Origin of the sequence: Hydrogenophaga sp. UC242_53 (genome assembly GCF_042696965.1) — a bacterium.
Taxonomy (GTDB): domain Bacteria; phylum Pseudomonadota; class Gammaproteobacteria; order Burkholderiales; family Burkholderiaceae_C; genus Hydrogenophaga.
This window is the reverse complement of the sequence record NZ_CP170552.1, coordinates 1,026,194-1,040,497: the sequence shown is the minus strand read 5'-3', so window position 1 is coordinate 1,040,497 and position 14,304 is coordinate 1,026,194. Positions and strand designations below refer to the sequence as shown.

Sequence of the window (14,304 nt, the reverse complement as noted above, 5' to 3'; positions counted from 1 at the left end):
TTGTCTCCTAGCGTTGGTATGGACGGATTGAGAACCTGCCACCCCCGGGGTGGCTGACAAGCAGCCGGTCACATCCACGCCTTCGTGCCAGACACGCGCAGGGCTCCGCCAGCGGATGCAGGCCATGGCCTGTCCGGAACCCATGCGAACGAGCAGAACAAAAAAAAGCCCGAACCGGTGTTCAAACCGGTTCGGGCTTTCTTGCCCAACACCTGACTGGCAGCACTGGCAGTCGGCGTCGATGAATGCGTGACAACTTCTTGTCAGCGCGCATCTTCCTGTTCAGGCCATCGGGCCGCCATAGGAAATCCACCAACTAGACAAGGGGGCGCCGTCGGTGGTATTCGCGCAGCGCCCGCACGGGTGCTCACACCCGCGAGTACACCAGCCCCGAGGCCACGCCGCCGAACAGGTCGCCCTCCACCAGCGGCACCCCGGCGAACTCGGCCTGCAGCGCGAGCTGGAAAGGCCGCAGGGCCGACGAACCACCCGTGAGGTAGATCGCGTCCAGCGAGGCATCGCCCAGCCCGGCGCGCCGCACGCATTCGCGCGCGCATTGCACCGCGCGCGCCAGCAGCGCGTCCAGGTGCGCCGCCATGTCGCCCGGCGCGAGTTCGGCGGCCAGGCCGGGCTCCACGCCCGACAGGTCCACCGTGGTCGGCGCGTCCTGCAGCGAGCAGCGGATCTTGGCCTGCTCCACCTCGTGCGCGATGCGGTGCCCATCGCGCTGCCGCAGCACGCGCATCAGGCGCTCGTGCAGGCGCACGTCGGTGTAGTTCACGCGCAGCCCCTGCGCCTGGCTGAGCGCGCGCGGCAGGTACAGCCACTGGATCAGGTGCCAGGTGGACAGGTCCATGAACACGCGGTTGGGCACTTCCCGGCCCTGCGGCCCGTGGTGCCGGTAGCCCAGCAGCGGCATCACGCGCGCCAGGCTCAGGCGCTGGTCGAAGTCCGTGCCGCCGATGTGCACGCCCGCCGTGCGCCAGCACGTCGCCGCTGCGGTCGGCCCGCGCCATGCGCTGCGGGCCCAGGCGCACCACGGTGAAGTCCGACGTGCCCCCGCCCACGTCCACCACCAGCACCAGGCTCTCGCGCGTGAGGCGGCGCTCGTGGTCCAGGGCGGCGGCGATCGGCTCGAACTGGAACGACACGGCCTCGAAGCCCACGGCCAGCGCCGCCTCGTGCAGCGACTGCTGGGCCAACGCATCGCGCGCGGGATCGTCGTCCACGAAGTGCACCGGCCGGCCCATCACCACGCGCGTGGGTTCGTGGCCCAGCGTGCGCGCGGCGCGCTCGCGCAGCTCGGCCAGGAAGATCTCCACGATCTGCTGGAAGCTCACCTGCTGGTGGTTCACCTCCGTGGATTCGTTCAGCAGCGGGCTGCCGAGCAGGCTCTTGAGCGAGCGCAGCAGGCGCCCTTCGGTGCCGCTGAGGTACTGCGCCACGGCATCGCGGCCGAAGTGCGTGTGGCGGTCTTCCACATTGAAGAACACCGCCGTGGGCAGGTTCGTGGCCTCGCCCTCCAGCGGCAGCAGGCGCGAGGCGCCGCCGGACGCGGCCCAGGAGACGGCGGAGTTGGACGTGCCGAAGTCGATGCCCAGCGTGCCGGGTGGCGAAGATGTCATGGAGAGGGAGGGGAAAAAAAGAGGGCGGGGCCCGCGGGAGCCATGCGCCGGCAAAGAGGCTGGATTCTGCCACCAGCCCCATTGCTTTCACGGCGCAGCGGCTTCCGACGCCTTACAGCGGTCCAAACCGGGGCGACGCGCTCTTTTTCTCTTCTTCGGCGATCTCGCTGCGGCCGATGCTGGAGTCGTGCATGGCGAGCAGTGAAATGTGAAAGGAATTGCCGTTGTGCCCCGCCTGGCTGATCGGCGTGATGGGCTGTCCGTTGTGGGGTTGCGCCAAAGCTCCAGACCGTGCCGCTGTGGCTCATCGGCGAGATGCTCAATGGGGTCACCTCGCTCGGCGGTGTCAGATCGGACCCCAGGCTGTTCAGGTTCAGATAGGAAATGCGCGCCGTTTCGAAGCTCTGGAGCAACTTCTTTTTCACCCCTTCTTCTGGGGCGCACGCGGCCACCCGCGCTTGGCATCCTCGTCCAATGGCAGGCTGTACAAAGCCCCGAAGGCGGCCTCCTTCATCTCGATGGAAAGACCGCCCATGGACAGCACAGCCAGACAAAACCTCAGCCGATCGTCGGCATCGGCGTTCAGGGCGGCGAGCAGGGCCAGTTTGAATGCCTCGCCAAACGCTTCCGGCACCACGTGCTGGCTGCGCAGCACGTCGGAGACGTGGCGGCAAGACGGGTTCAAGGAGGGCAAATCCTCCAGCGCACCGGCCAGCAAGGGATCGTTCTGCGCCGCCTGGCGAATGCCGGTGGGCGCGTTGAGCACGTTGAAATGCTCCATGAAGCACAAGGCGGCCCATTGGGTCGCCCAATCGGCTGAGCGAAATGCTTGCAGCAAGGCGCCGTTGTCATTCACCACGAACGCGGTGCGGTTCATCTGAGACAACTTGAGGGGTGTCGAATCAAGCGATTGGGAATTCGAGCCGAGGAGGAGCGGGGAGATCATGTGGGATGTGGTCAGAACCGAGGGACGCCCTCGGCGGGCGAGCCGTTGCAACGCGGACGGCCGCTTTGAGTGGCCCCGCATGGCGGAAGGTTCGAAGGCGAGCGGATCAGATGCGCCAGAGCAGATTCAGCCGCGCCTGCGCCAGGTGGTCGAAGATCGCGCGCCGCGCGGTGTCCACGTCGCGCTGGCGCAGCGCCGCCACGATCTGGCGGTGCTCCTTCTGCAGCACGGCGCGCCGCTCGGCGGTCAGCACCTTCTGCTTCAGAAAGCCCCACTCGCCGCTTTCGCGGATCTCGGCCATCAGGCGGAACACGCTGATGAACAGCGCGTTCTGCGTTGCGCAGGGCCAGTTGCTCGTGCAACTCGCTGTCGAGCTTTTCGAATTCGTCCAGCGTCTGCGCGGCCTCGGCGCGCGCGCAGCAATCCTCCAGCCGCTCGAAGTCGGCGGTGTTGGCGTTGTTCACGATGAGGTCCACCAGCATGGGCTCGAGCAGCAGCCGGGCGTCCATCAGCTCGGCCGGGCTCACCGACGGCACGGCGAGAAAACGCCCGGTGCCGGTGGCGCCGTCGGCCTTGCCGGTGGCGCCGCTGGGTTTTTCCGCCACGTAGGTGCCGCTGCCCACCTTCTGGGTGATCAGGCCTTGTTCGCGCAACTCGGCCAGCACACGCCGCAGCCCCGAGCGGCTCACGCCGAAGGTGGCGCACAGGTCGCGCTCGGTGGGCAGGCGGCTGCCGGGCGGCCAGCTGCCGCTCTGCAAGCCCTTGAGCAGCTCCATGCGCAGGGACTCCATGGAATCCGTCTTGATCTGCAAGGTGGCGGTGTTGGTCATGGCGCGCATTCTAGATTGGCTTCAATTGGTTTGAACCAAAGGGGCGCATTTTGGCCTGAAACCTCGGGTAATCCCCGATCTTTGTGGCGCACGACCTCGTCTAAAGTTGAACCAAAGCAGATCATAAGAAACCAATTTGAACCAATTGGTGAGCAGCCTTTCCCTCAAAACCAGGAGACCAGCAGCATGAAGACCCAGGTTCTCGCGGCCGTCCTCGCGGCCGCCTCGTTCGTGGCGGCAAGCCCCGCCCACGCGGAGTACCCCGATCGGCCGATCAGCCTCATCGTGCCCTTCCCGCCCGGCGGCACGGCGGACAACATGGCGCGCGCCCTGCAGCCCGCCCTGCAGCGCGCGCTCAAGCAGACCGTGCTGGTGGTGAACAAGGCCGGCGCGGGCGGTGCCATCGGCGTGAGCCAGGTGGCCAATGCGCCGGCCGACGGCCACACCGTGCTGCTCTCGCTGCTGAGCGTGGCCAGCCTGCCCGAGCAGGCCGTGGTCAACAAGCAGAAGCCGCCGTTCACGCTTGACCAGCTCACGCCCGTGGCATTGCTCAGCGCGGAGCCGGTGGCCATGGTCGTGCCCGAGGCCAGCCCCTACAAGGGCTTTCGCGAGCTGATCGCCGCCGCCAAGGCCAGGCCCAACGCGCTCACCTTCGGCTCCACCGGTTTCTTTGGCGAGGTGCATGTGCGCTCCGAAGCCTTCGTGGACACCGCCGGCATCGATGCCCGCCACATTCCTTACCAAGGCGGCGGGCCGCTGCTCAACGCGCTGATCGCCAACGAGGTGGACTTCGCCCTGCTCTCGCGCGCGCTCACCGCCACCCAGGTGAAGGCGGGCCGGCTGCGCTACCTCGCCACGGCCGGTGACGAGCCCTGGACCGAACCCGCCGGCCTGCCGCGCATGAAAGACCAGGGCGTCAACTTCGACACCGTGGCCGGCACGGCGGTGTTCATCCCCGCCGGCACGCCCGAGGCGGTGGAGCGCAAGCTGCGCCAGGCCGTCGAGGCCGCCGCGCAGGACGCCGAGTTCAGGCAGATGGTCACGCAGACCGGCGGCGCGGTGAAGTACGTGGCGGGCGGCGAGTTCGCCAGCTTCTGGTCGGGCTACGTGAAAGCCATCGCCGTCATCACGCGGCGCATCGCCCAGAGCGAAGCGCAAGGGAAGGCCCGATGACCTCCAAGAACCCGGTGTTCATCGGCACGGAGGCCATTGAACGGCTCATGACCTGGGACGCGCTCATCCCCGCGCTGCGCGCGGCCTACGCCCAGCCTTACGACGAGCGCACCAGCCCGCCGCGCACCTTCGCCAAGGGGCCCGACGCCTCGCTGCGCGCGCTGGCGGCCGTGCCACCGGGCCAGCGCTTCATGGGCGCCAAGGTGTTCGGCCGGGGGCGCAACAAGGGCATGAACTACCTCATCTCGCTGGCCGAGCAGGAGACGGGTGAAATCCGCGCGCTGGTCGACGCGAACAAGATCACCGCCTTTCGCACCGCCGCCACCTCGGCGCTGTTCGTGGACGCGCTCGCCCCCCAGGCGCCGATGCGCCTGGGCGTGCTGGGCAGCGGTGCCGAAGCGCGCTCGCACGTGCAGGCCATGGCCTCGCTGCGCCCGGTGGAAAGCCTGCGCGTGTACAGCCCCACGCCGGCCAACCGCGAGAAGTTCGCGAGCGACTTCTCCGCCGCGCTCGGCATCCGCTGCGAAACCGCCGCCACGCCGGCCGAGGCGCTGGACGGCGCCAGCGTGGCCATCGCCGCCGCGCGCTCGCACGACGAATCGCCCATCCTGCACGCCGACGCGCTTCAGCCCGGCATGCTGCTGGTCTCGGTGGGTTCCACGCTGCCGGTGCAGCGCGAGATCGACGTGAGCGTGATCGAACGCTGCGACCTCATCGTGAGCGACATGCCCGACGAGGTGGCCCACGAGTCCGGCGACATGCGCGCCGCCACCGCCGCCGGCATCGCCTTCGAGCACAAGATGCGTTCGCTCAACGCGCTGGTGCGCGGCGAGATCGAAACCACGGCGCGCCTGCCCATGTTCAAGTCCGTCGGCTCCGCGCTGCAGGACATCGTGGCCGCCGAACTCATCTACGAACGCGCCATCGCCGCCGGCCTGGCCGTGACGCTGCCCATCCAGTTTTCCTACAAACAGTAAACAACCCCAACCAGGACCGACACCGACATGGCACTCTACCAACGACACGAAGCACGCGAATGGGCCCACGCACACCTCAAGGGCGTGGCGAACGTGGTCATCCCCTCCTTCACCGCCGACCTCAAAGGCCTGAACGAACAAGGCATCCGGCACGACATCCGCCACGAGATCGCGCTCGGCTTCTCGGGCACGCTGCTGGTCTCCGAAGTGGCGATGAGCCTGGCCGAGTACGAGCAGTTCTTCCAGTGGTCGAACGACGAGGCCCAGGGCCGGCTCCAGCTCATCCACCACGCCAGCTTCAACACGCTGGAAGAAAACATCGAGGCCGCGAAGATCGCGGAGCGCAACGGCGCCGCGCTCATCCTGCTGTCGTACCCGGCCAACTTCTACGCCGCCACCTCGCAGGACATCTACGACTACACCAAAGCCTTCTGCGACGCCACCAGCCTGGGCGTGATGCTGTTCCAGGTGCCGCACTGGGGCTTCGACCGCGTGCACCCCTCGGACATCGACGCCGCCCTCATCCGCCGCCTGCTCGACGACTGCCCCAACATCTGCGCGCTGAAAGCCGAAGGCGGCATGCCCAGCATCATGGGCTGGGTGGAGGCCTACCGCCTGTTCAGCAAGGAAGTGGTGGTCACCATGCCGCTGGAGCAGTTCGCGCTCGCGCTCGGCCAGCTCGTGCCCATCCAGTTCATCGGCACCAGCGACACCGAGTACTACGGCGGCATGATCCCGCGCATCTTCAAGCTCATGCAGGAACACAAATACGACGAGGCCACCGCGCTGTACTGGCAGATCAACCCGGCGCGCAAAGCCCGCGCCGCCGCCAATGCCTATTCGGCCCAGGCACAGTTCCTCAACCGCATGCTGTGGAAATACGAAGGCTGGCTCAACGGCTTCAACGGCGGCCCGCTGCGCCAGCCCACCATGCGCATCAACGAAGGCACCATGAACAGCCTGCGCCAGGCTCTGGTCAAATCGGGCATCACGCCGACGGACCTGCCCAACGGCGACTTCTTCACCGGCCGCCACCCGGTGCGCACGGTGAGCTGACCGGCCTTTTCAAGGAGACGCGCATGCACCAGCTTCCCCCTGCCCCACGCAGCTCTACATCGACGGCGAATGGCGCGCCCCCCACAGCGGCCGCAGCTTCGACGTGGTGGACCCCGCCACCGGCGAGGTGATCGCCCAGGTGGCCGACGGTGACCTGAACGACGGCCAGGCCGCCGCCCACGCCGCCGCGGCCGCCCTGCCGGACTGGAGCGCCACGCCCCCGCGCACCCGCGCCGAGGTGCTGCGCAAGGTGCATGCGCTGATGATCGAACGCCTCGAACCCCTGGCGAAGATCATCACCCTGGAAAACGGCAAGCCCCTGGCCGACAGCCGCGCCGAGGTGCGCTACGCGGCCGAGTTCTTCCGCTGGTATTCGGAAGAAGCCTGCCGCAACCTGGGCAGCGTGAGCCATGCGCCCGCCGGCGGTTACCGCATCCTCGTGCAGCACCAGCCCATCGGCGTGGTGGTGCTGGTGACGCCCTGGAACTTCCCCGCCGCCATGGGCACACGCAAGATCGCGCCCGCGCTCGCCGCCGGCTGCACCGTGCTGGTGAAACCCGCCGGCATGACGCCGCTGAGCATGCTCGCGCTGGCCGATTTGCTGGCCGAGGCCGGTGTGCCCAAGGGCGTGGTCAACATCGTGCCCACCACCAAGTCGGGCGCGCTGGTGGACATGTGGCTGCACGACCCGCGCGTGCGCCTGGTCTCGTTCACCGGCTCCACCGAAGTGGGGCAGAAGCTCATCAAGGCCGCGGCCGACCAGGTGCTCAAGACGCCGATGGAACTTGGCGGCAACGCACCCTTCCTGGTGCTCGACGGCGCCAACGTGAAAGACGCGGTGGACGGCGCCATGATCGCCAAGATGCGCAACATGGGCGAAGCCTGCACCGCCGCCAACCGCTTCTACGCGGGCGATGCGGTCTGCGACGCCTTCACCGCCGAGTTCGTCCAACGCATGCAGGCCCTGCGCATCGGCCACGGGCTGGATGAAAACAACCAGGTCGGCAGCCTGGTGGACGAACCCACCCGCAAGAAGGTGGACGAGCTCGTGCAGGACGCCGTCTCGCGCGGCGCCAAGATCCTGTGCGGCGGCAAGAAGGTGCCCGGCCCCGGCCACTTCTACAAACCCACGGTGCTGGGCGACGTGCCGCTGGACGCGCGCATCCTGAAAGAAGAGGTGTTCGGCCCCGTCGCGCCCATCGTGCGCGTGAAGGGCGGCGTGGACGACATGGTGAAACACGCCAACGACACCGAGTACGGCCTCACCGCCTACCTCTACAGCGCCGACCTGGCGCAGGGCCTCAAGATCGCCGAACGGCTGGAGTTCGGCATGGTGGCGGTGAACCGGGGCCTGGTCTCCGACCCGGCCGCGCCGTTCGGCGGCGTGAAGCAGAGCGGCCTGGGCCGCGAAGGGGCAGCCGAGGGCATGCACGAGTACATGGAGACGAAGTACATCGCCGTCACGTGGTGACCGCGCGGCTGGACCTCGTGGCTATACTGACCCGGTCACGCCACACAAGGGTGTGATCGGGATTGGCGTCCCGTCTTCTGTTACGACGCAAGCCGTAGCTCTTCTCACCGCAGTCGCACTGCGGCTTGTTTGTTCGTGTCTCCAAGTTTTGGCGGCTCGGATGGGGAGCCGCGAGGCTCGCCGACAAAGTGCAAACGGAAGACGGTACGCCAACCTGTTCGGGCCGCCGCCCCCTACCCGGGGGCGGCGGATCGTCCAACCGTTTCGCAGGGAAGCCTCACCATCGCGCCAAGAGCAACGCGATCGCCAGCATGCGCACGCGACTGCGGCGCGCCGCCGCACCCACCCTTTCACTGACCCCATCGACCAGCCGCAAGATCCTGGGGTTCACCGCCAAGGCATCGAAGCAGATGGCGATGCTGTCCGACATGATGATGGCCTATCGCATCGCCGAGCGCCACGCCGCGCTGTGCGCCGCCAGCAAGAAGCCCGAAGACGCAACGCAAACTATCACGCGAAAAGACGTGGCCGTCCTGCTCCACGCGCTCAACGGGCAAATGCAAACCCAAATCCATCGGGTGTCGAACACCTTGTCCGACCTGGCCGCGCAGGTCGCGGACGCGACGGAAGACCCGGCTACGCGGGCTTCTTCCGGGCCAGGCGGTCCCAATCCTTGAGCGTCTGCGCCAGGCGGTTCTTCGCGTCCGCATGGGCCTTGCTGAACGTGTTGTTCAACCAGTGCCGCATCGCCTCATCCGGCGGCGGCGCGCCCAGGGCCTTGAGGCGGTCCATCACCAGCATCACGGTCTGAAAGCTGCCTGAACCCACGGCCATCGCCAGCGGCGCACGGCCATCCGACTCGGCCACGTCGAACACGTTGGCACCGTGCTCGATCATGTGCTTCACCAGACCCGCCTTGCCTTCGCGGCAAGCCCAGTGAAGCGGCACCAGGCCGCCTTCCAACCGCGCATTGAAGTCGGCATCGGGCGCGGCCAGCAGCTCGGGCACGAGCGGCCAGCCGGAGGCCTTGATCATCTGCTGGGTTTTCCAGGTGGTCACTTGAGGTGTGGGATTGTGATGAGGTGAGGGAGTGTACGCAGGCGCACGATTGAGCCAATCAACAACACCACGTACGAATTGGTGCGTACCTGCACGCGCGAACCTGGGCAAGCGCGCTCGCAGAAATTCATATCGTTTATTTCGTTTACCCGCCTACAATTGGCGCCTCCATCTGATGAGGATGTGCTCAAGTGCCCAAGTCCGATCCTGACCGCGAGCTACAAAAAGCCGCACAAATGGCGATCCGAGAGCATCGCTCTATCGAAAAGGCCGCCCATGTCGTGGGACTGAGTCCAGCTACGCTGTGGCGCGTGGCAAAGTCCGGTAGAGCAATTCCAAGGACAAGAAGCGCGCTCGAAGCGTGGCGTTCGACATCCAGCTTAAATGAAATAAATAAAACGGGCCCACTCGTCGAATTCACTGTTTCACGCGAAGAGCTTCTACAGACGAGAAGGATGCTTATGACCTTGCTGCAGGTTCTAGATCAGTGCATCAATGCGCCTCTCGAGGCAGCCGCCCCGTCCCGTGAGAACATGAAATGAGCATGGCATCGAGTTTCCGTCGGCTAATTTGTTTGATGAGTAGCTGCATCATGCCGAGCATCGCAGAGTTGCTTTCGGCGCTCGGGTCAACATCATGCTAGAGAAATCTGTTGAATTTCACTGATCTCTGACCCGAGATTTCCATCGAATACTGACCCACCCGTTGTGTGAGCAAAGAAGCTCACGGTGTGGATAAGTGCTTCGTTTTCTCCTTTGTGTGGAGCTGCAGCAAAGTGCGCCGCTGTTTGCGCGACTTTGTTGCCTCGATCGACAGCCATGTTGAAAGTTTGTCGGCGAATGGATCGAGCTTGCTGGAGCTCGCACGCCTGGCGTAGCGGGGCTCTTCATCGCCCGCCCGCAGGTACTTCTTAACGGTGTTGCGAGCCAGGCCTGTACGCCTGGAGATCTCGCGGATGGACATCTGCTCGCGCAGTGCCCAGCGTCTTATGACACTCAGTGTCGCCACGTCTATCACTCCTGAAATCTCCTGCTGCCAAAAGCAGCAGGATAGGGTTCTTACGTGGGTCAGCTTTCAATGGAAATTGATGCTCTAACTGGGTCAGTTTTCAGTGGAAGACAACAGCTAAGGCACTAAGGTCACACTTCAGTGACTGCGAAATTCGACACTGCGGCGAGATTGTGAAAGCACGGGCTCTCGACTTGCATGTACAGCTACATGACTTAGAGGAAGCAGAACATCGCGCAATCGATTCCGAAACCTGTTCATGGTGCGAGGGCCAAACTGGCAATAGGATTGTTGAAGGTCGTTACTTGCACAATGTTCTGAGCGGACTCCATGCGGAGGTTCGACTCATTGAAATCGCCTGTAGTGATGATTTACGTGAGCAAAGATGGGCGATTCGAATGAAACGCGGGCTTGGCCCAAGCGAGCTTTGCGACATGGACGCCAGTGATTTTGCCTTCGCCGCGAAGATGTATTGCGGGCAGCCCCGGCTTGAACCAGAGCTGCGGATAGACACTGACTCAGCAACCGTCGACGAGTGCGTAAAGCAGATACAAGTTTGGCTTTCACCGACTTGATGTAGTTTTCTCCACCATCTTCCAGTTGAAGCGGTTATCCACCACTGGCACCGATTTTGCTAATACCTGAACCAGAGAGGCGCTGTGCACCGCACACGCCAGCCTTGAAGACCGCTAGGGTTCCGGGCGCCGCGCAGTTGACCACCAGCTGAAAGACAACGCGGCGCCGTCTGGTCCGAGAGCGGTCGGCCACGATCGTGTGGCTCCACGGAGGGACAAAAGCCCGGGAGACGCTGCTGCGCGCAACGAAGCGCAAGCACGACGCCTCTCCGCTTTTGTGTCCCCCGTTCAGGAGCCTGCATGTCTTCCTCGCCACCCGCCATCGAGATCCGCGCGCCGCAAGCCGGCGCCCGGCGCCGCCGCGCCCACCGCCTCTGGACGGTGCGCGCGCCCATCGCGCGGCGCACCTATTGGGTGCTTGCGCTCATCGGTCTGTTCACCCCTTTGGTGCTTTGGGCCGGGCTGGCGGCCTTCGGCGGGCTGGACCCGGTGTTCCTCCCCGCCCCGCTGCAGGTGCTGACCAAGACCTGGACCTGGCTGACCGAGACCGGCCTGCTCGATGACATGGGCATCAGCATCTACCGCGTGGTCACGGGCTTTCTGCTCTCGGCGGTGATCGCGCTGCCGCTGGGTCTGTTCATCGGCTCGTACCGCGCGGTGCAGGCGCTGCTGGAGCCGCTGACGGATTTCATCCGCTACATGCCGGCGGTGGCCTTCATTCCGCTGGTGATGCTGTGGGTGGGCATTGGCGAGGGCTCCAAGATCGCCATCATCTTCATCGGCACCTTCTTCCAGATGGTGCTGATGGTGGCCGAGGACGTGCGCCGGGTGCCGGCCGCGCAGGTGGAGGCGGCGCAGACCATGGGCGCGAACCGCTCGGAGCTGATCGAGAAGGTGATCTTCCCCAGCGCCAAGCCGGCCTTGCTGGACACCTTGCGCATCACCATGGGCTGGGCCTGGACCTACCTGGTGGTGGCCGAGCTGGTGGCCGCGAACTCGGGCCTGGGCTACGCGATCCTGCGCGCGCAGCGCTTCCTGCAGACGGACACGATCTTCGCCGGGATCATCGTCATCGGCCTCATCGGCCTGGTGACGGACCAGCTCTTTCGCCTCGCGCACCGCCGCGCCTTCCCCTGGCTTTACCTGAAGGGCTGATGCGATGAGCACCCCACACCCCCACACCCACCCCGTGCCCAAGATCGCGATCCGCGATGTGTTCAAGCGCTTCGACGGCGCGCCGGTGAACGCGCTCGAAGGCATCAACCTGGACATCCGCGCCAACGAGTTCGTCACCTTCGTGGGCGCCTCGGGCTGCGGCAAGTCCACCCTGCTGCGCACCATCGGCGGGCTGGAGGTGCAGAGCAGCGGCGACCTGCTGGTGGACGGCCAGGCCGTGACCGGCCCGGGCATCGACCGCGCCATGGTGTTCCAGCACTACAGCCTGTACCCCTGGATGACGGTGTGCCAGAACATCAAGTTCTGCCGCCAGCTGCAGGCGCACACCGAGGGCCGCACCTCGTCGGACGTGGAGGCGGCCGACGGCCGGGCCGACGCGCTGCTGCGCCTGATGGGCCTGGAGGCGATGGGCCACGCCTGGCCCAACCAGCTCTCGGGCGGCATGCAGCAGCGCGTGGCGATCGCGCGCGCGCTGATGGGCCGGCCCGACATCGTGCTGATGGACGAACCCTTCGGCGCGCTGGACGCGCAGACGCGCGAGGTGATGCACGACCTGATCCGCTACGTGCACAAGCTGGAGAAAGCCACCATCGTGTTCGTGACGCACGACGTGGAAGAGGCCCTGTACCTGGGCGCTCGCGTGGTGCTGATGGCGCCGCGCCCAGGGCGCATCGACACCATCTACGAGGTGCCCTTCGGCGACCAGCGCACGCAGGACCTGAAGCACGCCCCCGAGTTCGTGCGCCTGAAGCGAGACATCCTGGACCGCATCCGCGAGACCTCCGGCATGAAGACCGACCTGGAGCAGCTCCAGCGCATGACGGGCACCCCCGTTTGAAGCACTTTTTGAAGACCCCCACATGAACCACACCCTCGACGACACCCCGGTGGACGCCCCCGCGTTCTGGCAAGGTTTTCCCGCCCCCGCGCTCGCGGGGGTGGACACCCGCCAGCTGATGTGGAGCGAGATCGTGCCCGGTGGCAACCACTGGGGCTGGCGCATGCCGCGCGGCAGCGCGATCCGCTTCGTGGCGCTGGAAGCCGGCGCGAACGTGAGCCTGGTGCTCTACAGCGCGCTGGAGAAGCTGGAGCGCTACAACATGCCCGACTCGCTCAAGGCGCAGCACACCGCGCACTACTCGCGCGGCCATGTGCTGATGAGCGACATGGGCCGCAGCATGGCCAGCTTCACGGCCGACAGCCTGGGCTGGCACGACCCGCTGGGCGCGCTGCTGGACAGCGAGCTGATGCGGCAGAAATACGGCGAGCAGCGCTACGAATCGCACCGCAACGCCATGCACCGCTCGGGCAAGGACGGGCTGCTGATCGAGATCGGCAAGCACGGCCTTTCCAAGCGCGACCTGATCGCGCCGGTGAACCTGTTCAGCAAGGTGGGCGTGGACGCGCAGGGCCGCTTCGCCTTCGTGCCGGACCACGCGAAGGCCGGCGACTTCGTGGAGCTGCGCTTCGACATGGACGTGATCGCCGCCATCAGCACCGCGCCGCACGGGCTGGACCCGGCGCCCACCTACGCGCCGAAGAAGGTCGGCCTGGTGGCCTGGCGCTGCGGCGCCGCGCCGGCCGACGACGTGTGCCGCGCCTTGCGCCCGGAGAACGCGCGCGCCCTGCACAACACCGACCTGCTCTACCTGTGAGGGAGACGATGACCATGAACACCGCCACCGCGATTCGACTTCAAGAAAGCGCGCTGGACCCCGCGCACGCCGTGCTGAACCAGCGCCACCCGGCGGGCGAACCCATCCTGTTCGAGGTGAAGCGCGGGCAGACGCTGCGCATCGTGGACCTGGAGGGCAACCAGGCCGCCGACGTGCTGTTCTACAACCGGCACGACCCGGCCGAGCACTACAGCGCCACCGACACCATGCAGCGCCAGGGCGGCATCTACCTCACCACCGGCTCGGTGATCCGCAGCAATGACGGCAACCCCATGCTCACCATCGTGGCCGACACCTGCGGCCGGCACGACACGCTGGGCGGCGCCTGCGCGGCCGAGAGCAACACGGTGCGCTACGCGCTGCAGAAGAAGTACATGCACAGCTGCCGCGACAACTACCTGATCGCCCTGCAGCACGCCGACGTGGGCCTGGGCAAGCGCGACCTGGTGCCCAACATCAACTTCTTCATGAACGTGCCGGTGACGGCCGAGGGCGCGCTGAGTTTCGAGGACGGCGTGTCCGGCCCCGGCAAGTACGTGGAGATGCGCGCCGAGATGGACGTGTGGGTGCTGATCAGCAACTGCCCGCAGCTCAACAACCCCTGCAACGCCTACAACCCGACGCCGATCCAGTTGCTGGTCTGGGACTGACCCCGCCTTCTGAACCCCATCGCCCCGGGACGGCCCGGGGCGCCAAGACAGCTTTGCAGGACGGCCTGCATCCGGAGACCCC

General features: G+C 66.1%; 13 protein-coding genes, 3 pseudogenes and 1 riboswitch. Of the genes and pseudogenes, 10 read left to right on the top strand and 6 right to left on the bottom strand.

The window, feature by feature from the left end; all coding sequences use genetic code 11:
- Nucleotides 1-367 precede the first annotated feature (367 nt).
- The 4 genes and pseudogenes from ACFJI0_RS05405 to ACFJI0_RS05390 all read right to left on the bottom strand — a co-directional run.
- Nucleotides 368-1,625, bottom strand: a pseudogene (locus tag ACFJI0_RS05405) (Hsp70 family protein).
- 421 nt (nucleotides 1,626-2,046) lie between these two features.
- Nucleotides 2,047-2,571 carry a hypothetical protein gene (locus ACFJI0_RS05400; RefSeq protein WP_382323695.1) on the bottom strand — a complete coding sequence of 175 codons (525 nt, stop codon included), beginning with the start codon at nucleotides 2,569-2,571 and terminating at the stop codon, nucleotides 2,047-2,049.
- 106 nt (nucleotides 2,572-2,677) lie between these two features.
- A complete protein-coding gene (locus ACFJI0_RS05395) occupies nucleotides 2,678-2,872 on the bottom strand; it encodes an FCD domain-containing protein (RefSeq protein ID WP_382325529.1) in 195 nt (64 codons plus the stop codon).
- Between the two features lie 103 nt (nucleotides 2,873-2,975).
- A pseudogene (locus ACFJI0_RS05390) lies at nucleotides 2,976-3,347 on the bottom strand (FadR/GntR family transcriptional regulator); the annotation flags it as partial.
- A 240-nt stretch (nucleotides 3,348-3,587) separates the two neighbouring features.
- Here ACFJI0_RS05390 and ACFJI0_RS05385 point away from each other — a divergent pair.
- The 5 genes from ACFJI0_RS05385 (at nucleotide 3,588) to ACFJI0_RS05365 (ending at nucleotide 8,755) form a co-directional block, all read left to right on the top strand.
- Entirely contained in the window at nucleotides 3,588-4,574 is a 987-nt protein-coding gene (locus ACFJI0_RS05385) for a tripartite tricarboxylate transporter substrate binding protein (protein ID WP_382323694.1), read from the top strand.
- On the top strand, nucleotides 4,571-5,551 hold the full coding sequence (locus ACFJI0_RS05380) for an ornithine cyclodeaminase family protein (RefSeq protein WP_382323693.1): 981 nt from the start codon (nucleotides 4,571-4,573) through the stop codon (nucleotides 5,549-5,551). Before ACFJI0_RS05385 ends, ACFJI0_RS05380 begins: the two co-directional genes overlap by 4 nt.
- A 27-nt stretch (nucleotides 5,552-5,578) precedes the next feature.
- Nucleotides 5,579-6,607, top strand: a complete 1,029-nt coding sequence (locus tag ACFJI0_RS05375; RefSeq protein WP_382323692.1) for a dihydrodipicolinate synthase family protein — start codon at nucleotides 5,579-5,581, stop codon at nucleotides 6,605-6,607.
- Nucleotides 6,608-6,665: 58 nt separating this feature from the next.
- Nucleotides 6,666-8,078, top strand: a complete 1,413-nt coding sequence (locus ACFJI0_RS05370) for an NAD-dependent succinate-semialdehyde dehydrogenase (RefSeq protein ID WP_382325527.1) — start codon at nucleotides 6,666-6,668, stop codon at nucleotides 8,076-8,078.
- A 311-nt stretch (nucleotides 8,079-8,389) separates the two neighbouring features.
- Nucleotides 8,390-8,755, top strand: coding sequence for a hypothetical protein (locus ACFJI0_RS05365; RefSeq protein ID WP_382323691.1), 366 nt, complete (start codon nucleotides 8,390-8,392; stop codon nucleotides 8,753-8,755).
- On the opposite strand, the gene ACFJI0_RS05360 is transcribed toward ACFJI0_RS05365, so the two are convergent.
- Nucleotides 8,715-9,137, bottom strand: a complete 423-nt coding sequence (locus ACFJI0_RS05360; protein WP_382323690.1) for an ankyrin repeat domain-containing protein — start codon at nucleotides 9,135-9,137, stop codon at nucleotides 8,715-8,717. The two genes, ACFJI0_RS05365 and ACFJI0_RS05360, sit on opposite strands and share 41 nt — an antisense overlap.
- 191 nt (nucleotides 9,138-9,328) lie before the next feature.
- Between ACFJI0_RS05360 and ACFJI0_RS05355 the strand changes: the two genes are divergently transcribed.
- Entirely contained in the window at nucleotides 9,329-9,679 is a 351-nt protein-coding gene (locus ACFJI0_RS05355) for a hypothetical protein (protein ID WP_382323689.1), read from the top strand.
- A 217-nt stretch (nucleotides 9,680-9,896) separates the two neighbouring features.
- On the opposite strand, the pseudogene ACFJI0_RS05350 reads toward ACFJI0_RS05355, so the two are convergent.
- Nucleotides 9,897-10,154: pseudogene (locus ACFJI0_RS05350) on the bottom strand (IS21 family transposase); the annotation flags it as partial.
- 669 nt (nucleotides 10,155-10,823) lie between these two features.
- Nucleotides 10,824-10,952, top strand: a riboswitch (guanidine-I (ykkC/yxkD leader).
- Nucleotides 10,953-11,020: 68 nt separating this feature from the next.
- Between ACFJI0_RS05350 and ACFJI0_RS05345 the strand changes: the two are divergent.
- From ACFJI0_RS05345 to ACFJI0_RS05330, 4 genes are read left to right on the top strand one after another with little or no spacing between them, the layout of a single operon-like run.
- Nucleotides 11,021-11,875 (top strand): ABC transporter permease, encoded by an 855-nt coding sequence (locus tag ACFJI0_RS05345; RefSeq protein WP_382323688.1) that lies wholly within the window; start codon nucleotides 11,021-11,023, stop codon nucleotides 11,873-11,875.
- Between the two features lie 4 nt (nucleotides 11,876-11,879).
- Nucleotides 11,880-12,734: an ABC transporter ATP-binding protein gene (locus ACFJI0_RS05340; RefSeq protein WP_382323687.1), complete on the top strand. Its 855-nt coding sequence runs from the start codon at nucleotides 11,880-11,882 to the stop codon at nucleotides 12,732-12,734.
- Nucleotides 12,735-12,756: 22 nt separating this feature from the next.
- A complete protein-coding gene (locus ACFJI0_RS05335; RefSeq protein ID WP_382323686.1) occupies nucleotides 12,757-13,551 on the top strand; it encodes an urea amidolyase associated protein UAAP1 in 795 nt (264 codons plus the stop codon).
- Nucleotides 13,552-13,559: 8 nt separating this feature from the next.
- A complete protein-coding gene (locus ACFJI0_RS05330; protein ID WP_382323685.1) occupies nucleotides 13,560-14,222 on the top strand; it encodes an urea amidolyase associated protein UAAP2 in 663 nt (220 codons plus the stop codon).
- Nucleotides 14,223-14,304: the final 82 nt, after the last annotated feature.